Raw genomic sequence first — 17,991 nt, 5'->3', positions numbered from 1 at the left:
TGCATATTTATTTTTGAAAATTAGATTTTACGAAGAACAGCTGTAGTGGGATACTCCTCCATAGTTTAAATACTTGCTTGGCTTAAGTCGATTATATTTTTGATCTATCTCTGGAGGTCGTTTTTTGTATGGATTGCTAAAAACAGTTTGCAACTCCTTAATTTTGTCGTAATTACCTTTCTCAGCCTCTTCATATGCAGGGACGACCATCCATTCGCGCCAAGTATAAATTGGGTTAAAAGATTTCATTGATTCAGATTTTTCTTTAATATTTCCCTCTTTCTTTAGGATTGATTGCCAGTTTTCAAGCCAGACTTCCCACTTTTTAATAAGCTCATTATTAATTGGCAAATAGAAACTGTCTTTTAAAAAATCTATGTTATTGGGTATATCAGAAAGTTTACGGAATAAAATTGTGAAGTCTGCTTTTGAAATGGCCATAAGATTAAAAAACTCATTAATAATATTTTCTTTGTAATGATCTAAACCAAGCTTGTTTGCCCACATTTTCATCAACTCTTTGTTCATTAATTTTGAAAAATCATTTTCGATTTGTTTTAATTTTTCAAGGTCTTGTTCACTTTTTGATAGTAACGGACTAAGAGACGAACAAAATGTTTTAAAGTTGATCTCCGCTGCAGAGGGTTGGTTAAAAAACGAGAAGTGTTCACCTCCACCTGTCCATGGTTGAAATCTTGGATCAAATAATTCGCAGAATCCAAAGGGTCCATAGTCCAAGGTGTAGCCACCAGCAGCACAATTATCACTATTAAAATTACCTTGACAATAACCAACCCGTATCCAGTTAGTTACTAGAGAAATAAGTCTCGATCTATATGAACAAGCTAGTTTTAGTACCTTACTTTCAAGTGAAATCTCATATTCAATTTCATCTTTATAATTTCTATCAATAAGATGTTGAACTATCATCTTTAGTTCATTAAGAGCTTCATCATGAGCATTATTGCGAACTCGTCTTGCAAAAAGTTCAAGCTGTCCAACTCTTAAAAAAGATGGAGCGACTCTTGTAGTAATTGCAGCTTGATTATCAATCATGATGTCAGGTTCAAAATACCTAGAGCCTTTGGAATACCATGGCCTCCTAACTTTTTCTGATTTTGAGACAAAAAGTGTTAAAGATCTTGAGGTAGGAATTCCAAAAGCATCCATTAATTCCTGTGCAAGAAATTCTCTAACGCTAGACCTTAAGACAGCCCTACCATCTGCTCCACGACAGTAGGGAGTTGGACCTCCTCCTTTAAGTTGCATCTCCATTCTTTTCCCATTGAATAAACCTTCAAATACAGAAATTGCTCTTCCATCGCCATAACCATTGCCAGTGCCAAAGGGACATTGTTGGGTATATTCAGTCCCGTAAATTGATAATGCATAACCTGTTGCCCAACCAACAGGACTCATTGGATAATTAGCAACAGAAATATCACCTGAGAAAAAACGACAAAAATTCTTATCTTTAGTAAGATCTGAGCTTAGCCTTAGTTCTTTAAAAAGTTTGTTGCTATGGGAAATATATTCTGGTTCTGGAATAGCAGTTGGAACAACTGGTACGTAATGACCTGAATATACTGAACGCGGTTTATGATCATTTCCATCTTTTGTTGATTGAGGATCTGCTCTAAGAGAATTCATAAAAGAATAGTCAGATAATTCAGAAAATTCAGAAAAATTTTCTGTAAGCTTTTCTGTTAATAAATCAGATTTAGTTGACATTAAAAATTTATCTATTCTTGTGGGTGTCGTAATTTCTTAAAATTAAACACATAATTCTATTTTATATAGATTCTATTAAGGATTGTTTTTGGCGTTACGTTTGAGATTAAATAGAAGTTAAAATTTAATATTTTAAATAGATTTTCCCAAAAGAAACTTTCTTTTGGGAAAAATTTTTGGACTTTTAAAAAGCAAAAAAGAACTTCTCAAACTTATTAATTGTTCAAAAAATTAACCCTTTGCAGATAAAAATTTATTTGAAGTGTATTTTTTAAGTTTGTTTTAAAATAATATGAAAAAGTTCAAAAATTTAAATTATTTATCGACTTATAAACCCCTTTTCCCTGCACCATATTACTCGTAATAATTTTCTAACTTACCCAGCTTTTCAGCAAATCAAACACACTAATAAATAGTCCAAAACCAATAATTGGTGGAGCAACCCATCGTGTCATGAATTTTAAATAACGTGTCGTTTTGATTCCAACTTTTGAACCACTAAGTTCTTCATTAAATTTTCCAGGGACTACCCATCCCATAAAGAAAGTAACCAAAAATCCACCAAAGATTAGTAATACACCACCAAAAATCGAATCAACTGTTCCAAGAATATTTAAATTTAATGCAGAAGGGATGCCTGCTAAGAATAGGAAAAGGGTTATCAACCAAACAGATTTTTCTCTTTTAAAGCCGAATTTATCCATTAAAGAGGAAACTGGAACTTCTAATAATGAAACAGATGAAGTTATGGCTGCTATATAAGCTAGTGCAAAAAATGCAACAGCTACAATTCTTCCTGCAGCACCATATGAACCTAGACCTGTTGGAATTGAGATGAATAAAGCACCAACAGTGGATTCAGAAATAGCGTCACTTAATCCGAATGTTAAAACTATTGGGAAAGTTATAAATCCAGCCATTAGTCCAACCAAAGTATCTAATGATGCAACTCCAATACTTAGTTTTGGAAGATTACTTTTTTTATTTAAATAGGATGCGTAGGTAACCATAATTCCAATCCCCAAGCTTAATGAAAAGAATGCTTGTGTAAAAGCGTTTCTTATTGTTTGAGGATTTCTCAATTCATTAAAATCAAACTTAAGTAGAAATGTTTTATATCCTTCCCATGCACCTGAAAGTGAAGTAGCCCAAATAGCAAGAATCACAATAATTATGAAAAGGATTGGCATGAAATATCTAGTAACCTTTTCTATACCTTTTTTTATACCTGATGTAACTATTATTGCTGTAAGTACAAGACTTAATAGGTGGCCCAACAAAACACTGCTGCCACTACTAATCGAACCAAAGAAGGTTTCTGCTTCAGTTAAATTTTTCGGTAATCCAAAAAATAAAGAATGGAACAAGGTATCTGCAGTCCATCCCATTATCACTGAATAATATGATGCTATTCCTAGGGGAGCTATGAAGAAAAGAATTCCTAATGGATACCAATTCTTACCAGCCAGCTTAACAGGAGCAAGCAATGTGCTTGCCATTGCGTTTCTCCCTAGAGCCATTTCAGCAACAAATACCGGAAGACATACAATTAAAACGATCAACATATATAAAAGTACAAACGCCGCTCCTCCACCTTGAGATGCTCTGTAAGCAAAACCCCAAAGGTTTCCTAGACCTACTGCACTGCCAGCAGCCGCGAGAATGAATCCTAGCTTACTAGTCCATTGTTCTCTCTGAGAAATTTTTGAGTCCAAAATTAAAATCGTTTTTTATAGTTGATTTATAACTCATAAATGAAAATTAGTTAACACTTTGCTTAATAAAAACTAATTTTTTTAGATTAATTTTTTTGATAAAGATTTAGAATTAAAAAACTTTAATTATTCTTATGACTATTGAAACGACTATTCTAGATTTTCAACTAAGTAATACTTAGGAGTATGAATCACATATGAATGCAAAAGAACAGCAAATGATGTTTAAAGAAATGGGAGTAAAAATATTTTATATTGGCAAATCATTAGATGATCCTCATAGGGCGACTGTAATTTTTCAAGGACCAGAAAATGTTTTATATGATATTTTTAGGAATCCTGAAACAAAACCTATAGTTGAAGCTTCAGGACATATTTATACGGGGACAAAAATAACTCGCTGGATTTCTTGAAAAAATAAATCTTATATGAATTATCAACTTTTAATTGAATCATATTCTTTTGGGTCAACCCTTTCTGAGCAAGAAATAGAACTCTTAAGTCTGGAACTTGAAACTCAAGTCATTAACATTAATATATCAATAGAACTTGGCTGTTTAAAATCTGCTCCCTCTCATATTTGCGAAGGTCTTAATTTAAAAAAAGATACTTATTGGATAATGTGTCTTGCGGAAATACTAGATTTACATAAGCCCCCCCAATTCGGGAAAACGAAAAGTGTGGAGGTTTTCGATTTGCTTCTAGAAAAAGGACTTGTTATTGGCTAATTAATTATTTATTTGATTATTAAAAATGAATTCTTTCTTTCTTTTGCTGATAGGATTGATTTTAAGTCAGAAAAAAAAATGGAAGATTCTGGGCGATTCTTATTGGAAAATCTTATTAAGCTAACTAGATCAAGTGAAAATAAATTTAAACGAGGAAATTTTAAGGGCGCTTTAGAAGATAAAATTAAGGCTAATGAAATATTGAAATCTAAATCTTGTGATGAAAAAATGATTCAAAAATACAGAAAAGAATTATCTAGTTTGTATTCCTCAAAATTTGATCTTATATTTGATCATAAACTTAAAATTGATGAAATAAAGATAAATGAAATAGTGAAAATGTTGGAAAGTAAAAGTGAGGAAAAATTAAAAAATCTTGATTATAGAGGTGCAATAAAAGCATTAAGAAGGGCAGAAAAATATATATCAAATTAAAATCAATCCAAACTACGTTGAGTTTTAAGAAGTTTTGCTTATTGTGTTTTTTTTAGCTCAGTTTAAAGTTATAGTACGTGAGTAATAATTTATGCAAAAACAAAATAAAAAGAAAATAAAAAGTTTTGAAAAAAAGGATTTAGATGTTTTAGATAGGTTTTTGAGGATCTTATGGAGAAAAGAGGTTGAATACAAAATAAATTTCTGATAAAAGCATATTTGAAGGAGATATCTTATGAAAGTCCGAATAGGATTAATAGTTATACTTTTTATTTTTTACTCATTATCTAATTTTGCGTTTAAAAAAAGAGTATTAAAAAATAAATTTAGAAGGGCTCAAAGATTGAATTAAATTAAATCATTTGATTAATGACATGAATTTAACAAAAGGAATACAAAAAAGTTTAGGTCCAGGCATCTTGTTGGCTGGGGCGGCTATTGGGGGTTCTCATTTATTGTCATCAACTACTGCTGGTGCAAGGTTTGGATTTTCTTTAGTTGGCCTAATCCTTCTTACTAATCTTTTAAAATATCCATTCTTGTTGGTTGGGACTAGATTTACAGCATCTACTGGTAAATCATTATTAGAAGGTTTCAAAGAGCGGAATTCTTCATATCTCCCTTTATTTCTAATAGTTAGCCTAATTACAGGTACTTTCACAATAGCGGCTGTAAGTTTTGTCTCAGGTGTCCTTTTAACTAATATCCCCTTTTTCTCAGCTTATCCAGCCATGGATTTGTCTATAGGGATCCTTGTTGTTTCTGGAATGATATTAATTCTTGGTAAATATAAAGCCCTTGATAGGATTTCAAAATTTTTAGTATCTCTTCTAACTTTTTTAACATTATTTGCAGTTTTATCGCTTTTACTTAAAGGTTCAATAAATGAGTCTCTAAATATGAGTTTTTTTGAACCAGAAATCAGCCCATGGAAGTTAACAAATTTAGCTTTTTTGATCCCTCTAATGGGATGGATGCCTTGCCCAGTAGAGTTATGTGTTTGGCCTTCTTTATGGATGTTTTCTAGAGCAAAAGATACAAACTATAATCCAAATATTAGTGAAGCAGAATTTGATTTTAATCTCGGTTACGTAATAACTGTTGTTACTGCTATTTTCTTCCTCACTCTTGGAGCCATAACAATGTATGGTACCGGCGATGGAATGCTTTCTGGCAGTGGAGTCTCCTTTGCTCAAAAATTAATACTCCTTTACACTAAATCCATTGGCAATTGGTCTAAATGGATCATTATACCTGCAGCATTTGCCGCAATGTTTAGTACCACAATTACTTGTCTGGATGCATATCCAAGAAGTATTTCTGCTATTCAAGGTTTATTGAGAGGAACTGATTTTGGACATATGGATTCCAAGGCAGAGCGAAATAGATTTCAACTTTGGATGATTGTACATATCTTTGCATCGTTAATAGCATTGCTGATTGCAAGGTCTGGAGGTGTAGGGGTAAAAGATTTTGTATTTACTGCAATGACTGGAAGTTTCCTAACCGCCCCTTTATTTGCATGGATGGCAATGGATACTATAAATAGCAAATTAGTACCAATTAAAAATAGATATGGATTATTTCTAAAAACGATAAGTTGGATAGGATTAATTTTCTTAATATTGTTTAGTTTATTGTTTATTGCAAATTCATTTTTTGGGATTGGGAATTATTAATTTGAAAAAAAAAAATAATTAAGGGTTGATTTTTCTTCAGAATTCGTTTCTCTAAAGATATATCATTTTTGGTACTACACATGGTTATGCCTCAATCTACCTTGGAAAGCTTATTATTTTTTTTGATACTATCTCTAGTTGCTACTTATATTGTTAATTTAAAGTATTCTTCAAAGTTAAAAATACAGAAGTAGTTTTTTATTTATCTTTTTCCGAATTTGATTTATTTCTTTGGATCACTCCAAGTTTCTTGGTATAACCAACTCAAAAAAGTTAGAGTAAGTATATTTCCAAATGCATAAAGTATTGCTAAAAATGGGTCATAAATATTGGCAATAATTGTCGACATAATAATTATTATTAAGCCTGAAACAACCAAATCCTGAATAGGCAAATGTTTTAAATTTACAGAATTTATCATTTGATAATTAATTTTAATAGATTAGATTAATTATAAAACCAAAAAGTAACTTATTTATTTATAAGGAAATAACATCTAAGGAATGAATAGTTTTAGACTTGCTAAATTAATAATAGTTTTTTCATCATTATCGTTTTTGAGTATTACTTTTTTAAGAAATTTTAATTCTCCCGAAAATATAGAGAAAAGATGTACGCTTAAATTTAAAAAGGATTTTAAAAATCCTTTGGAAACATCTTCCGAAGAATGGGGTAAAATTTTAGATATAGCTGATAATAATTATTTAAAATGTATGAAAATACCTTAGTATTAATTATGGGAGAAGCAAAGAGAAGAAAAAATTTAGGTCTTCCGCCTAGAGAAAAAACCGAAGATATAAAGTTGCCTGCACTTGATAAAAAAGCTATACAACAAAAAGTTAGATCCACATTATATAAATACCCTATAATACCTTTTCTCTTTTATGGAGCTGCAATATTGATACTTATAGGAGGATTATTTTTTGTTTTTAAATCCTTTAATATTGGCTGATTATGAAGATTATCCAATTTAAAAATACTTAAAGGACTTCAAAATGAATTACTTTATTTTTTTCAATTAATTATCGAGCAAATATAAGTTACTTTTATAAGATTGACACCATCTCGTAATGTTGTAATTTTGGATTAAATTAATACTTTTCATGAAAAAAATAAATAAAAAATATGTTGAAATTATGCGTCAAGCTGATAATGCAATTGGAAGAAAAGAAGTCGTTAGTTTATTAAAAAAAGCTGCAATAATTATGTCTAAATCCGAGGAAAACTTAGCGGCTTAGATTAGAATACTATTTTATTAAAAAAAATAAAACACCGTAAAGAATGATAGATGATGATGCAGCCATAAAAATAAATGGTATTATCATGCCTGAGTTTAACCACCTTAAAAGTCTAATTTTTTTGTTAATTACTCTTGGCATTTTCCCTTAATCTCTTTTTCGCAACTTATCAAGAAAATAAATGGTGTAAATGATTAATTCATCTTTTTAAATATTATTTTTTAGCTATTTGCAATTAAGTTTTATACAGAAAAATAAATTTAATTTCATCATAAAATTTTTGTTCTAAACGAAATTTTAGGTAATTAATACCTTGTATTTCTCGAATTTTTTTAGCAAAATTTTGAAATATTAGATTTCTAAATGATGATTGAATATTACAAAGAAAGTCTTAAAGAATTTAGAGATTGTGATTCTGAATTATTACTTAAGATTCTAAATAAGACCTCTATCGTAAAAAAAAATAGTGATGATAAAGAACTATTTGTAGATGAAAATTGGAAAATTAATTCAAAAAACATAAGTAATATAATTCCTTCAGATAATTCAAATTTGAAAAGAATATTATCAGACATTTTCCCTAATAAAAAAATAGTGATTCAGGATAATAATGATGGGTCGCAAACAATTTTCTTATCCTAATTTAGGAAATATTAAATCCTTGTTTATACTATCTATTCAATATTTATTTTTTTGAGAAAAATTTAGTAAAAATTACTCTCGCAGAATTTTTTTAAAGATGTTATTGTTCACTTACGTTCATCCAAGTTTATATCTCTGGACGCATGAAATGGGAGTAGGGAACGGGATTCTCATTAACTGCAAAAGATCATGAATAACCTCTTACAAATAAGAGAAAAAATCAAAAGAGCCAATAGGCTATATGAAGCCCAACTTTTGGCTACTAAAAGTGGAGAAGTTACTCCATACAGAAGATCCGTCTTTGAAGAAAGAATCAGAAAAACACAAAAAGAAATGAAATTGAAAGACTCAAAAAATTAAATTCTTTTTTGAAGCTGATTAATTGAGAGGGGGGTTTATCCCTCTCTTTTTTTATTTTTATAAAAATAATGTAATTATTAATTTTTTCGATTATCGATTACTAAAAAGAACATAATTTTGATGCTTTTGCTATTGATTTAAATTATATAAATGGCAAATTTAATTCAGTAATTAAGAGGTAAATATGTTTAAAAAGAAAAATAAAAAAATTAAAACCGCACCCAATAAATCAAATTTAGAACAAGTTTTATGGTTTATAGAAAATTATTTCCCCCAAAAGAAAGATCGAGGAGTTCAAAAAAAAATGTATATGGATAATCTAGAAGTAGAAATTACTAAGATATTTTCTAAATTAGCCTCTACATGTTCTAAAACATTATTTCCAACTACAAAAAATACGACAATCTCTTTTACCTTTGGTAATTGGGCCTTGCCTTACCTGAAATTGCTTAAGAAAATAGGAATTGCTAAGTAAGAAAATTGTGATCGGCTAGAACTAAATTTATACCGCAAATAAAAATAAATCAAATAAAAATAAATCAAATAAAAATAAATAAAGATTAAAAAGTCTCTGAAATTTCTTTTCGAAATTTAAGGAGGAATACTTACTTTACATAAAAAATACAATTGCTAAGTTTAAGATAAGAGATCTATTCATTAATGTTTCTAAATTATCTGCCTAGTGAAATGGTTGAAGTTGTTGGTTTGACAATGATTTTTTCATTTCTAGTTGGAACTATCTTAATTTTATTATTTACATCAGATCAGGCAAATACAAAGAATCTATATTTAAAGAAGGCTAAATAAATTTTAAATAATTTGTTTATCTACAAAGGACCTCTGTTTTTAATAAAGTTAACTCGCAGGTGTAGAACATAATTTTTAATATTGATACATAAACAAATTCAAGATTATGGGCGAAGCTAAAAGAAGAGAAGAATTAGGATTGCCACCTAGACAAAAAAATGAATTAAATAAATCTGATAGATACCTTTCATGGCTTCCAATTACTAAATCAAGAATTAAGAAATATCCTTATATGGGTGTAGCAACAATGGCACTAGGAGCGATAATTTTCTTAGTAAGTGGGGGCGCAAATAGTATTAATTAGTTAGATTTTGGCTTGGCTTAGAATATATCTAAGATTATTTTTGTAATAGTTTAACGCCTGATAGTATTGAGATTATTGAAGCTATACCAAGAAATATCGAGTAAAAAGGTTGCAAATTAATAATGCCAAAATTACCCGTATGCCATTTTATTAACCAAAAAGCATCTACTCCTAATGGTTGAAGAATACTATAAATAGTCCCAGATACAATAGTAATTAGTAAGGGGATTGCTGAAATTGCGGTTATTTTTCTGTGAATTTTTCTTTGATTTGTTTTTAATTTTTCCATCTATTTCATCAAATATATGTGTAATTCTTTTTCGTTTTTGCATGGCATCCATTTATCTTGATTCTTATGTATTCCTTCGCAACCAAGTTCTAAAGCCCTTTTTTCAGCTTTCTCCTCAGAAAGAAATGTACCCCTCATATGTGCAAGAGAATAATTATTGAAATTTAGAGATAAGAAAAATAAAAAAATAAAAAATTTAAAATTTCTATGAATAATACGCATTTTTAACTTTTGAGGATAGTGTCACAAATACTAGATGGGTTTGCTTGTTTAACTATTTTTAGTCTTTTGATAAGTTTGTCTCGATCTATTTGATGTTTTAAATATTTAATACATAAATTTTTTCCTTAAATACCTTGGCTATTGGAGTAATCTTTAAAGCAATTGCAAAAGTACCAACAACTAAAAGAATGTTTGTAGCAAGTCGAATATTTGGTCGAAAATTAGATCTCATTCGTATTCTTTATTTCTGTCAATAACTTCCCTTAAATATATATCTTTTAACTCGTCATTGTATCCATTTTCTTTCGCAAATTTCTCTAATTCCTTCAACTCTTTTTCTGTCATTAAGCAGATTTGGATATATTGTTTTTCATATTTTCAATTTGGTTGATTAATTCATCTAACCATTCTGTATTATTTTCGGATCTTTTCTGAAAATATGTAATTTTGGGTTGATTGATTTCTAGTGTCTCATAATCTCCACTCATAAATTTCCCCTAAATTTATACTCTGCATAATTTATCTAGAGAAATTATGCCCATCAATAGGCTCTAATACTCATTTGAAGGTTGCCATGGGTAACAAGTCACTTATTTAATATTATAAATATCAAGGAATTTATCTTTTAAAAATATGGCAACTAATGAAGAACTAGAAAAAAGAATTGAGACTTTAGAAAAAGAAGTACAACACCTAAAAGCTGCTCTGCAATATCAAACGAGAAATAAGAAAAAGTGATTTATTCTTATTGCGTAGAAGTTACTTTTGCTCAGATAAGCTTTTTCTTGGTTATTTAGGGTACCTATTGTTAAAGTTTGAATTAAAAATTAGTTCATAATTAGTCACTTTTTGAAAAAATAACTAAATCATTGATATTTAGAACATATTTGTTTTTATATATATAAAACTACTTGATATGATTAACTCAATAGCTATTACATTGTTATTTTTAGGCTCTTTAGTCGCCTACAAAAGACTCAAAAGAAAGAAAAGGCGATTTCACGCACCACCAACAAACCAGCTTCCTGGCTAAAGATTAAATACCGTCTTCGTCTTCTCCAAAAGGATTGTATCTAATATCCCAAATGAGAACTACTGCTATAGATAAAAGCAATAGACCAAAAATAACTTGAGGAGGTGGAAATAACATTTATGAAATATAACAATTATCAATAAGTTTTGATTATGAAAAATTTAAAGGGTAATAGAGATTGTTTGGTTCTAAATGTTTTTTTCATGGTCAACCTTCGATTCTGAGGCTTTTCTAGCAATTATTTTTGAATAGTGTCAAATTTCAGGTAAAGTACCTACTTACAATTTTTTTAAAAAAACTATTGAATTTATAAGTTTTTTCTTATCCTTCTTCTAAATTGTTTTTTATATTCTTTTCTAGCTTCTTCGATAGACTCAAATCTAGAACACTTTATGAATGACTTGCTTAACCTTTTATAAACATGACCATAAGAAATCAAAATTGTATTGATAATGGAAGAGGGCTTTGAACTATCTTCAAAAGGTTCAAATACTTTAATCCCCGACCTGTTTTTATTGATTAAAGTGAATTTTTCCAAAAAAAAAAAGGGCGTTAGCTTCGCCCCAATCAAAAAGCGGGATAATCCCCATCACCCAGCCTTTATAAAATCCTAGCACTACATATGGTGTTTGTAAGTAATAAAAATTACCTATTGATGGGGTTGTTTGTTTCTGTTTAATTTGTCATGATAGGAGTCCCCATCACCTAGGCTCGCAAGAGTCTTTTTTTTGTTTTTTTTTAGATCTTATGTTGATAGTTTTTTAAATTTGTATTTAAAGATTTTTTGTTTAATTTAGAGATTCGATAAATAATAATAAAAAAAATATTTTAGTTATGCAAACATACATTGTTCATTGGCAATTCCCAGATCAAGAAAGTCATATGCAAGGGACAGAAGCTTTTGCTGGTTTTGTAGAAGGAGGATGTGAAGGCGATGAATTTGATGGTTTTAAGGTTGTTAATCGAGTAGTAAATCCTGAGGGAGCTAATGGTTGGGCAATTGTTGAATCTTCAAATCATCAGAATATTTGGAAATGGAGCAGTATCTGGGTTGATAACTTTGGCGTAGAAATTGAAGTAACACCAGTTTTAACTGACCGAGAATTTTTAACAGTCCATAAAGAAATTGCGGAAGCATCGAATTAGAAGTATAACGATTAGAAGCTTGAAACTTGATCTAAAATAATATTTAAGTCACACATTCGTTTATGCAAAAAATTGGAAACTTATTAATCTCATCAATAACAATCGCATCAATTTTTATGCCCTTAGAAATTGTCAAAGCACAAGAAAAAATTGAAGTAATACCACTTATTCAAAGTACAAAAGGTCTTGGAGGTAAGAAGATTTCTTACCCTAGATGGAAGCAAGCAGAACTTAGATTCTTTAAGGTTGTCATACCTATTGGGGCAAAAACGCCAATTCACACTCATCCTGCACCGATGGTTGTTTATCTTGCCAAGGGTAAATTAAAACATATAAGAGGTGATGTTATTAATTACTTTTCATCAAAGCAATCATTAATAGAGAGTAATAATGGTGATGAACATTTCGTTGAAAATGTTGGGAATGAACCTGCAATTCTTTATGTAGTTGCTGCCTCTGCGGTTGGATTGCCTACAACTATTAATAAATAAAAAAATTATTAATAAATTAACAGATGAATAATGTTGAAATAAATTGTTGATTGCTAAATCGATTTACTTTCGAGCATTAATAAATATTGATCTTACGTTTTTATCTCTTATATCGACATCTTAGGACTCTTTATAAGATTGAATTTCGCCTTGAAGGCTTCTCTGACAGACAATCTAAGTTTAATCTAATTCTTTTTTTACTGATTATGAATTGAAAGTAGTGATTTTTTAAAACTAATAACTAACTATTCGTAAAAACTACTAACCTAGAGAATCTAAATCTCTTCTATGGTGAACTGTGCTGGCCTCATTGTTTGAGGCATTCTGTTCTCTCATTAAATCAGTAATAGTTGGATATTCTTTTGCAGGATCAAGATCGCTTTTATGCTTATCTTGAATTGCAAAAGGTGATTTTTTTAAATTCATTGATGATTACCTCAAAATTTTTTAATTCAGATTACAGAACCTGGAATTTCATTTACGTAAGAGTTAATTTGCCTTGCAAGTATCAAACATTCATGGGCATCACATGCCTTGAACTAAACTTGAGGATCTTTGCAACTCAATACACATTTTTTGCAAGACTTGATTAGTGTGGATGGCATTTAGATTTATATACACTACTATGTTCTAACTAAGTAAATTGAGATAACGACTAATAAATATGTACGGTTTGGTGTACAAACATATACGGATAGAGGACCAACAGTTAAATATAAAAAAAGATAAACTGTCTTAAATTTACTTGATATGAATTAGAGGATTTTGATTAAAGGACTTTTATATTTTTTAAGAAGGATTTTAATAAATTTCTGCGTTAATAAAATGTACACCATAAATATTTTTATGAAAAACTTCTCATTTTTAATTCTTTTACTAACCTTCTTTCTTGGACTACCTTCTTATCCCAATCCAACCAATGAGAGGAATAATTTCATGAAAATGCGAAAGCGTTTTGAAAAGATCGATAAAAATAGTGATGGACTTCTTTCTAAAGATGAAATGTTAGAAGCTCACCGTGATCGCATAGAAAAACTATTTTTGAAATTTGATAAGAATGGTGATAAAAAATTATCAAAAAAAGAATTACGCGCAGTAAAGCAAGAAATGAAAAAAAGGATTGATAAAGTAAGGAGTGAAAAGGAGTAAAGAATGACTAAGGATCTCAGCTCTTACATGCTTAAAATGGCAAAGGGTGATAAGGAATCTTTTAGATTTATTGCAAATGCCTTAGGATACAAAATGCATAGAACAGCAATTAAGATTTTGGGCTCATCACATTTTGAAGATGCAGATGATGTAGTACAGATTTCCTTAATTAAAGTGTGGCAGACAGCTCCTCGCTGGAAAAACAAAGGCAGTGTTGAAGGATATATTTATAAAATTGTTTTTTCCACATGTATGGATTTTATTAGAAAATACAAGAATGCTGAAGAATTTAAAGATAATTATTTCAACCTAGAGATTTTAGATAACATTAACAATACTAATGAATTAAGAAAAATGCTTTTAAAAAAAATTCAAAAACTTTCCAAAGAACAACAAGAAGCTATTTTGCTTCATTATTTTTCTGGATATAAACAAAAGGAAGTTTCTAATATTTTAAAAAAAAGCGAAAAGGCAACAGAAAGCCTTATTATTCGCGCTCGCAAAAAGTTAAAAACAATTTTACCAAAAGACATTTTGGAGGAATTTTTACATGTCTAAATTAAAAAAAGAACGTCTTAATCAAATGATTGAGCATGCACTTTCTTATAAACAAGAGGTGAATAAACGTAGATCTAATTCTTTTTTAAAAAGGCTTAAAGGCATAATACCTAAGCCAAATATTTACGGAGTAACTTTTGCCTCATTAGTTATTTTTTGCGTTTTCATTCCTCCAATTGTGACATCAAGAAGCTTGGTTGATATTAATGAAATCAATGATCTTATGATTTATGAGATTATTGATGATATGTAATCTATTTATATAATAAATATTGAGGGAGAAACTCAAGGTATGAATATTTGAAATTTATAAGAGTTAACTAATTTATAAAAAATTTTTAATCTTAGTATTTTTCTTCTTGCCTGAGTTTTATATGAAAATAGTTTGTTTGGAACAGATTTTCTTTTGATTCTATTAATAAAAAAGAATTTGAGCTTTATGGAGTAAATAGTTTAAGACTTGCCATTGATAACACTTAGGAAATTAAGAAGCGTTTTAAAAAGCAGCTCCTTTTATGGTTCTAATTAAGAGAGATACCTTCTTTTGAAAATAATCAATAAAAAGCATTCTAAAGGAGAACTAAACTTAGATTTATACAACCTTACATTAATTTTTATGTTGAGAAAAAAAGACAAACAAACTTTAACAAGACTCTTCCTTTTGGGTAGTGGTGCTCCAATTGGCCTTGATCGCCTAAATAAAGGTAATGTAATAGGTGGATTTTTAGCAATTTTTAGGTTTTCTTATCGCGTTGATAACATTATTGGGCTTGTTTGTATGGATCGTTTCTTTTATTTCCTAAACTTTTCGTTTGCTGAAACAACTTGAAGATGCTGAAGAATAAATTAAACACTCACTCTTTACTCTATATAAATGGCTAAATCATATTGGTTAATTAATTCAAAAAGATCAGAGGTTAGAAGGTTTATAAAAAATGATAAGAGCATTGATGGAGTCTTCGAGTATATGTTTATTGACTCTGGAGAGATTGATGGCGTTCTTGGAAAAAATCCACCTGTTATAAAATCCACAGTTTCTGTAGAAATAGATTTAGCTAGAGAAATTTATGGAAGGTTACTTTCTCAAGGATGGAGGATAACTGAAGAAGTTTGGCTCAAAAAAGATTCCTTGGGCTAAAGATTTTAAGTTCTTTAGTAGCACTAGATTTCATGATTAAAGTCCACTTCCTAATTAAATTTTTAGAAATAGGAGATGATATTTAGCTCTTTGGGTATTGCTTATTAACTGTGGCTAGAATTGTTTTTGAAGCGCTTTTTTTATCTCCTACTAAGGATACTTTACCTTTCAATTAAGCATCTTTTTTAGACATATCTAAAATAAATAAGAGGTATTTTTGATTAAATGGCTACCAGAATAAACAAATATTTAAGTGAAGTCGGTTACTGTTCTAGAAGAGGAGCAGATAAACTAATTGAAGAAGGGAAAGTGACCATTAATGGAAAGATCCCGGAAATGGGTACCAAGATAAAGGATGGCGATCATGTGGAAGTTGATGGTCAAATAGTAGGAAAACTAAAGAAACAAAAAAATGTTTATTTAATTTTTAATAAACCTGTTGGAATTGTTTGTACAACGGATGTAAAAGTAGAGCGCGACAATATTATAGATTTCATCAAATACCCTACAAGAATCTTTCCTATTGGAAGATTAGACAAAAAGAGCGAGGGGTTGATATTTTTAACTGACGATGGAGACATAGTAAATAAAATACTCCGAGCAAGAAATAATCATGAAAAAGAATATGTTGTAAGTGTTAATCGTCCAATTAATAGAGATTTTATTCATAGTATGAGTAATGGTGTTGAAATATTAGAAACCAAAACTAAGAAATGTTTGGTAGAACAATTGGGGCCAAAAAAATTTAAAATCATACTTACTCAAGGTCTTAACCGGCAGATTAGGAGAATGTGTGAATCCTTAGGCTACCGAGTAAAATCATTAAAGCGCATAAGAATTATGAATATAAAGTTAGATGTACCGACAGGAGTATATCGTGAATTTACCAATGCGGAACTCTTAGAATTAAAAAAATTGCTTGTAAACTCCTCAAAAAAATTTGACTAACTATAGTAATCTTAGATTTTCAAAAAAAATAGTAAGTTTCTTTTTTTTCTAAAACTTCTTAAGTAACTCTTAGATTAGTTTGTTTGCCTGAAAATGCGTGTTATTTTGGCTTAAATTGGAATAAAAAATTTTTGAAAATGGGTTGACGATTTTTGGGAAACAAAAGTGTTAACTTAGCTCAATAAATGGTTTTCTACTCTTGAAGCCTTTTGAAATTACCTGCAACCCTTTTTTTATCTAATTATTTTTATAATGAACACTAAAAAAATTCTTATATGACTAAATTTCTTGAGAAGAACATTACAATTGCTCTGTTAACTATAATTTCATATTTTTTGTTTAGTATTTCTAGCAGTTTAAAAGAATCGGCAAAATATGATTCTGATTTAAGAGCTTGCGCCAAACTGAAAGCCTTTATTAATGATAAAGAATCATCAAAGTTATATGCCGAGGAGGCAGCCTTAACAACTGAGGTCGAGGTCAAGTTCGTTGGAGAATATTGTAAAAAATTAACTCAGCAAAATCTTTTCTGAATAAATAACTTTAAGGGTTTTCGTAAAATATTTATTTAGCAAAAGAGAAAAAATGTTTTTATTAATTAAAAAAAAATATTTTTTTATAATTTTTTTTCTATTACCTCTACTGATTTCTTGTTCAGCTCAAATAAGGAAAAATCCATCTAAACCTTTTTCGAGTGAGCGTCTTAATAATGAATTAATAAATATAAATAATTTAAGAATAAATCTTTATAAAGCCGATAAAAAATTAACACCTAAGATTATTTACAATAATGACGGATCATCATTTTATAGATACACTAAAAAGCCTGGTGAAGGTGAAATCTCATTAGAAGAGTTAAAGGAAAGAGTTTTACTAGGACCTGATTTCTATAAAAAAGATAGAGAAGATATAATTAACCTCTTAAGAAAGATTAATGAATTAAAAATAAATAACAAATTAGATTCTATTAAAAGTGGAGCATTAGGTCTTTGGATTCCTAGTAAAGATACCATTGTTATCGATTATCGAGTGGTCGAGATGGGCTCTCCAACTTTTCTTAATGTATTAAGTCATGAGGCTATTCATGTAGCGCAAAGCTGTTTTAGCGGATCTAGAAACAAATTCCCTAAAAGGATTGGTCTACCACTGGAGTACTCAACAAATTTAAATTTAAATTTGTCTCATAATTTGTATAGCAATAAATCAGAGGAGGTTATGAATTTAGAGCGTGAGGCTTTTACATATTCAAAAGTCGAGGGAGTAGCAATTAAGCTCTTAAATAATTTATGTTAATAAACTATTTAAAACGCAATTATTTTATTGAATACAAAAATGTTGATGATAATTACGGAATTGAATCGGAACTTTAAATAAGTAT

28 protein-coding genes are annotated in these 17,991 nt (G+C 29.5%); 20 read left to right on the top strand and 8 right to left on the bottom strand.

Annotation, left to right across the window (positions count from 1 at the left end):
* Positions 1–27: 27 nt before the first annotated feature.
* Positions 28–1,731: a protein adenylyltransferase SelO family protein gene (locus HA151_RS06325; protein WP_209106645.1), complete on the bottom strand. Its 1,704-nt coding sequence runs from the start codon at positions 1,729–1,731 to the stop codon at positions 28–30.
* 371 nt (positions 1,732–2,102) lie between these two features.
* Positions 2,103–3,446, bottom strand: a complete 1,344-nt coding sequence (locus tag HA151_RS06320) for a sodium-dependent transporter (protein ID WP_209106644.1) — start codon at positions 3,444–3,446, stop codon at positions 2,103–2,105.
* A gap of 197 nt (positions 3,447–3,643) precedes the next feature.
* Between HA151_RS06320 and HA151_RS06315 the strand changes: the two genes are divergently transcribed.
* The 4 genes from HA151_RS06315 to HA151_RS06300 all read left to right on the top strand — a co-directional run bounded on the left by HA151_RS06315 (position 3,644) and on the right by HA151_RS06300 (position 6,288).
* A complete protein-coding gene (locus tag HA151_RS06315) occupies positions 3,644–3,859 on the top strand; it encodes a DUF3764 family protein (RefSeq protein WP_245151622.1) in 216 nt (71 codons plus the stop codon).
* 15 nt (positions 3,860–3,874) lie between these two features.
* On the top strand, positions 3,875–4,174 hold the full coding sequence (locus HA151_RS06310) for a hypothetical protein (RefSeq protein ID WP_209106643.1): 300 nt from the start codon (positions 3,875–3,877) through the stop codon (positions 4,172–4,174).
* A gap of 78 nt (positions 4,175–4,252) precedes the next feature.
* On the top strand, positions 4,253–4,609 hold the full coding sequence (locus tag HA151_RS06305) for a hypothetical protein (protein ID WP_209106642.1): 357 nt from the start codon (positions 4,253–4,255) through the stop codon (positions 4,607–4,609).
* A 374-nt stretch (positions 4,610–4,983) separates the two neighbouring features.
* Positions 4,984–6,288, top strand: coding sequence for an NRAMP family divalent metal transporter (locus HA151_RS06300; RefSeq protein WP_209106641.1), 1,305 nt, complete (start codon positions 4,984–4,986; stop codon positions 6,286–6,288).
* Positions 6,289–6,511: 223 nt separating this feature from the next.
* Here the strand turns inward: HA151_RS06300 and HA151_RS06295 are convergent, their stop codons facing one another.
* On the bottom strand, positions 6,512–6,709 hold the full coding sequence (locus tag HA151_RS06295; protein ID WP_209106640.1) for a hypothetical protein: 198 nt from the start codon (positions 6,707–6,709) through the stop codon (positions 6,512–6,514).
* A gap of 82 nt (positions 6,710–6,791) precedes the next feature.
* Between HA151_RS06295 and HA151_RS06290 the strand changes: the two genes are divergently transcribed.
* The 6 genes from HA151_RS06290 to HA151_RS06265 all read left to right on the top strand — a co-directional run bounded on the left by HA151_RS06290 (position 6,792) and on the right by HA151_RS06265 (position 9,639).
* Positions 6,792–7,016, top strand: coding sequence for a hypothetical protein (locus HA151_RS06290; RefSeq protein ID WP_209106639.1), 225 nt, complete (start codon positions 6,792–6,794; stop codon positions 7,014–7,016).
* An 8-nt stretch (positions 7,017–7,024) separates the two neighbouring features.
* Positions 7,025–7,240 (top strand): DUF2839 family protein, encoded by a 216-nt coding sequence (locus HA151_RS06285; RefSeq protein ID WP_209106638.1) that lies wholly within the window; start codon positions 7,025–7,027, stop codon positions 7,238–7,240.
* Positions 7,241–7,889: 649 nt separating this feature from the next.
* Positions 7,890–8,168 (top strand): hypothetical protein, encoded by a 279-nt coding sequence (locus tag HA151_RS06280; protein WP_245151621.1) that lies wholly within the window; start codon positions 7,890–7,892, stop codon positions 8,166–8,168.
* A gap of 189 nt (positions 8,169–8,357) precedes the next feature.
* Complete coding sequence (locus HA151_RS06275) at positions 8,358–8,528, top strand: hypothetical protein (RefSeq protein ID WP_198513551.1); 171 nt, start codon at positions 8,358–8,360, stop codon at positions 8,526–8,528.
* 184 nt (positions 8,529–8,712) lie between these two features.
* Positions 8,713–9,003, top strand: a complete 291-nt coding sequence (locus HA151_RS06270; RefSeq protein WP_209106637.1) for a hypothetical protein — start codon at positions 8,713–8,715, stop codon at positions 9,001–9,003.
* A 438-nt stretch (positions 9,004–9,441) separates the two neighbouring features.
* Positions 9,442–9,639 (top strand): DUF2839 family protein, encoded by a 198-nt coding sequence (locus HA151_RS06265; RefSeq protein ID WP_011863232.1) that lies wholly within the window; start codon positions 9,442–9,444, stop codon positions 9,637–9,639.
* Between the two features lie 34 nt (positions 9,640–9,673).
* Here HA151_RS06265 and HA151_RS06260 read toward each other — a convergent pair whose 3' ends face one another.
* The 4 genes from HA151_RS06260 to HA151_RS06245 all read right to left on the bottom strand — a co-directional run bounded on the left by HA151_RS06260 (position 9,674) and on the right by HA151_RS06245 (position 11,721).
* Positions 9,674–9,928 (bottom strand): hypothetical protein, encoded by a 255-nt coding sequence (locus HA151_RS06260; protein WP_209106636.1) that lies wholly within the window; start codon positions 9,926–9,928, stop codon positions 9,674–9,676.
* The gene (locus HA151_RS06255) at positions 9,929–10,066 is read right to left on the bottom strand and encodes a DUF3721 domain-containing protein (protein ID WP_209106635.1); all 138 of its coding nucleotides are present in this window, start codon (positions 10,064–10,066) and stop codon (positions 9,929–9,931) included.
* Between the two features lie 428 nt (positions 10,067–10,494).
* Positions 10,495–10,638: a hypothetical protein gene (locus HA151_RS06250; RefSeq protein WP_209106634.1), complete on the bottom strand. Its 144-nt coding sequence runs from the start codon at positions 10,636–10,638 to the stop codon at positions 10,495–10,497.
* Positions 10,639–11,490: 852 nt separating this feature from the next.
* Positions 11,491–11,721, bottom strand: a complete 231-nt coding sequence (locus HA151_RS06245) for a hypothetical protein (protein ID WP_245151620.1) — start codon at positions 11,719–11,721, stop codon at positions 11,491–11,493.
* 296 nt (positions 11,722–12,017) lie between these two features.
* Between HA151_RS06245 and HA151_RS06240 the strand changes: the two genes are divergently transcribed.
* Together HA151_RS06240 and HA151_RS06235 are read left to right on the top strand one after the other, a co-directional pair.
* Positions 12,018–12,329, top strand: a complete 312-nt coding sequence (locus tag HA151_RS06240) for a DUF3303 domain-containing protein (protein ID WP_209106633.1) — start codon at positions 12,018–12,020, stop codon at positions 12,327–12,329.
* A gap of 62 nt (positions 12,330–12,391) precedes the next feature.
* The gene (locus HA151_RS06235; RefSeq protein WP_209106632.1) at positions 12,392–12,820 is read left to right on the top strand and encodes a cupin domain-containing protein; all 429 of its coding nucleotides are present in this window, start codon (positions 12,392–12,394) and stop codon (positions 12,818–12,820) included.
* Positions 12,821–13,081: 261 nt separating this feature from the next.
* Here HA151_RS06235 and HA151_RS06230 read toward each other — a convergent pair whose 3' ends face one another.
* Entirely contained in the window at positions 13,082–13,246 is a 165-nt protein-coding gene (locus HA151_RS06230; RefSeq protein ID WP_209106631.1) for a hypothetical protein, read from the bottom strand.
* Positions 13,247–13,666: 420 nt separating this feature from the next.
* On the opposite strand from HA151_RS06230, the gene HA151_RS06225 reads away from it, so the two are divergent.
* From HA151_RS06225 to HA151_RS06190, 8 genes are all read left to right on the top strand, one after another.
* Complete coding sequence (locus HA151_RS06225) at positions 13,667–13,969, top strand: EF-hand domain-containing protein (protein WP_209106630.1); 303 nt, start codon at positions 13,667–13,669, stop codon at positions 13,967–13,969.
* A gap of 36 nt (positions 13,970–14,005) precedes the next feature.
* Positions 14,006–14,527, top strand: coding sequence for an RNA polymerase sigma factor (locus tag HA151_RS06220; protein ID WP_209106629.1), 522 nt, complete (start codon positions 14,006–14,008; stop codon positions 14,525–14,527).
* The gene (locus HA151_RS06215; protein ID WP_209106628.1) at positions 14,520–14,780 is read left to right on the top strand and encodes a hypothetical protein; all 261 of its coding nucleotides are present in this window, start codon (positions 14,520–14,522) and stop codon (positions 14,778–14,780) included. The genes HA151_RS06220 and HA151_RS06215 overlap by 8 nt, the downstream gene beginning before the upstream one ends.
* A gap of 291 nt (positions 14,781–15,071) precedes the next feature.
* Positions 15,072–15,356, top strand: a complete 285-nt coding sequence (locus HA151_RS06210) for a hypothetical protein (RefSeq protein WP_245151619.1) — start codon at positions 15,072–15,074, stop codon at positions 15,354–15,356.
* A gap of 45 nt (positions 15,357–15,401) precedes the next feature.
* On the top strand, positions 15,402–15,665 hold the full coding sequence (locus HA151_RS06205; RefSeq protein ID WP_209106627.1) for a DUF1651 domain-containing protein: 264 nt from the start codon (positions 15,402–15,404) through the stop codon (positions 15,663–15,665).
* A 225-nt stretch (positions 15,666–15,890) separates the two neighbouring features.
* A complete protein-coding gene (locus tag HA151_RS06200) occupies positions 15,891–16,613 on the top strand; it encodes a pseudouridine synthase (RefSeq protein ID WP_209106626.1) in 723 nt (240 codons plus the stop codon).
* Positions 16,614–16,888: 275 nt separating this feature from the next.
* Entirely contained in the window at positions 16,889–17,146 is a 258-nt protein-coding gene (locus tag HA151_RS06195; protein ID WP_209106625.1) for a hypothetical protein, read from the top strand.
* Positions 17,147–17,198: 52 nt separating this feature from the next.
* Positions 17,199–17,906 carry a hypothetical protein gene (locus HA151_RS06190; RefSeq protein WP_209106624.1) on the top strand — a complete coding sequence of 236 codons (708 nt, stop codon included), beginning with the start codon at positions 17,199–17,201 and terminating at the stop codon, positions 17,904–17,906.
* The last annotated feature ends 85 nt before the right edge of the window (positions 17,907–17,991 follow it).

Origin of the sequence: Prochlorococcus marinus XMU1419 (assembly GCF_017695955.1) — a bacterium.
Lineage (GTDB): Bacteria > Cyanobacteriota > Cyanobacteriia > PCC-6307 > Cyanobiaceae > Prochlorococcus_A > Prochlorococcus_A marinus_AD.
Note: the sequence above shows the minus strand (reverse complement) of the source record. Positions and strands in the feature narration are given on the sequence as shown.

Excerpts from the sequence above, each read along its gene's own strand:
- HA151_RS06275 (WP_198513551.1), top strand. The coding sequence starts at position 8,358 with ATGAATAACCTCTTACAAATAAGAGAAAAAATCAAAAGAGCCAATAGG.
- HA151_RS06195 (WP_209106625.1), top strand. The coding sequence starts at position 16,889 with ATGACTAAATTTCTTGAGAAGAACATTACAATTGCTCTGTTAACTATA.
- HA151_RS06250 (WP_209106634.1), bottom strand. The coding sequence starts at position 10,638 with ATGAGTGGAGATTATGAGACACTAGAAATCAATCAACCCAAAATTACA.
- HA151_RS06235 (WP_209106632.1), top strand. The coding sequence starts at position 12,392 with ATGCAAAAAATTGGAAACTTATTAATCTCATCAATAACAATCGCATCA.
- HA151_RS06255 (WP_209106635.1), bottom strand. The coding sequence starts at position 10,066 with ATGAGGGGTACATTTCTTTCTGAGGAGAAAGCTGAAAAAAGGGCTTTA.
- HA151_RS06215 (WP_209106628.1), top strand. The coding sequence starts at position 14,520 with ATGTCTAAATTAAAAAAAGAACGTCTTAATCAAATGATTGAGCATGCA.
- HA151_RS06300 (WP_209106641.1), top strand. The coding sequence starts at position 4,984 with ATGAATTTAACAAAAGGAATACAAAAAAGTTTAGGTCCAGGCATCTTG.
- HA151_RS06240 (WP_209106633.1), top strand. The coding sequence starts at position 12,018 with ATGCAAACATACATTGTTCATTGGCAATTCCCAGATCAAGAAAGTCAT.
- HA151_RS06270 (WP_209106637.1), top strand. The coding sequence starts at position 8,713 with ATGTTTAAAAAGAAAAATAAAAAAATTAAAACCGCACCCAATAAATCA.
- HA151_RS06265 (WP_011863232.1), top strand. The coding sequence starts at position 9,442 with ATGGGCGAAGCTAAAAGAAGAGAAGAATTAGGATTGCCACCTAGACAA.
- HA151_RS06325 (WP_209106645.1), bottom strand. The coding sequence starts at position 1,731 with ATGTCAACTAAATCTGATTTATTAACAGAAAAGCTTACAGAAAATTTT.
- HA151_RS06310 (WP_209106643.1), top strand. The coding sequence starts at position 3,875 with ATGAATTATCAACTTTTAATTGAATCATATTCTTTTGGGTCAACCCTT.
- HA151_RS06225 (WP_209106630.1), top strand. The coding sequence starts at position 13,667 with ATGAAAAACTTCTCATTTTTAATTCTTTTACTAACCTTCTTTCTTGGA.
- HA151_RS06290 (WP_209106639.1), top strand. The coding sequence starts at position 6,792 with ATGAATAGTTTTAGACTTGCTAAATTAATAATAGTTTTTTCATCATTA.
- HA151_RS06190 (WP_209106624.1), top strand. The coding sequence starts at position 17,199 with ATGTTTTTATTAATTAAAAAAAAATATTTTTTTATAATTTTTTTTCTA.
- HA151_RS06295 (WP_209106640.1), bottom strand. The coding sequence starts at position 6,709 with ATGATAAATTCTGTAAATTTAAAACATTTGCCTATTCAGGATTTGGTT.
- HA151_RS06200 (WP_209106626.1), top strand. The coding sequence starts at position 15,891 with ATGGCTACCAGAATAAACAAATATTTAAGTGAAGTCGGTTACTGTTCT.
- HA151_RS06220 (WP_209106629.1), top strand. The coding sequence starts at position 14,006 with ATGGCAAAGGGTGATAAGGAATCTTTTAGATTTATTGCAAATGCCTTA.
- HA151_RS06280 (WP_245151621.1), top strand. The coding sequence starts at position 7,890 with ATGATGATTGAATATTACAAAGAAAGTCTTAAAGAATTTAGAGATTGT.
- HA151_RS06305 (WP_209106642.1), top strand. The coding sequence starts at position 4,253 with ATGGAAGATTCTGGGCGATTCTTATTGGAAAATCTTATTAAGCTAACT.
- HA151_RS06260 (WP_209106636.1), bottom strand. The coding sequence starts at position 9,928 with ATGGAAAAATTAAAAACAAATCAAAGAAAAATTCACAGAAAAATAACC.
- HA151_RS06205 (WP_209106627.1), top strand. The coding sequence starts at position 15,402 with ATGGCTAAATCATATTGGTTAATTAATTCAAAAAGATCAGAGGTTAGA.
- HA151_RS06230 (WP_209106631.1), bottom strand. The coding sequence starts at position 13,246 with ATGAATTTAAAAAAATCACCTTTTGCAATTCAAGATAAGCATAAAAGC.
- HA151_RS06315 (WP_245151622.1), top strand. The coding sequence starts at position 3,644 with ATGAATGCAAAAGAACAGCAAATGATGTTTAAAGAAATGGGAGTAAAA.
- HA151_RS06285 (WP_209106638.1), top strand. The coding sequence starts at position 7,025 with ATGGGAGAAGCAAAGAGAAGAAAAAATTTAGGTCTTCCGCCTAGAGAA.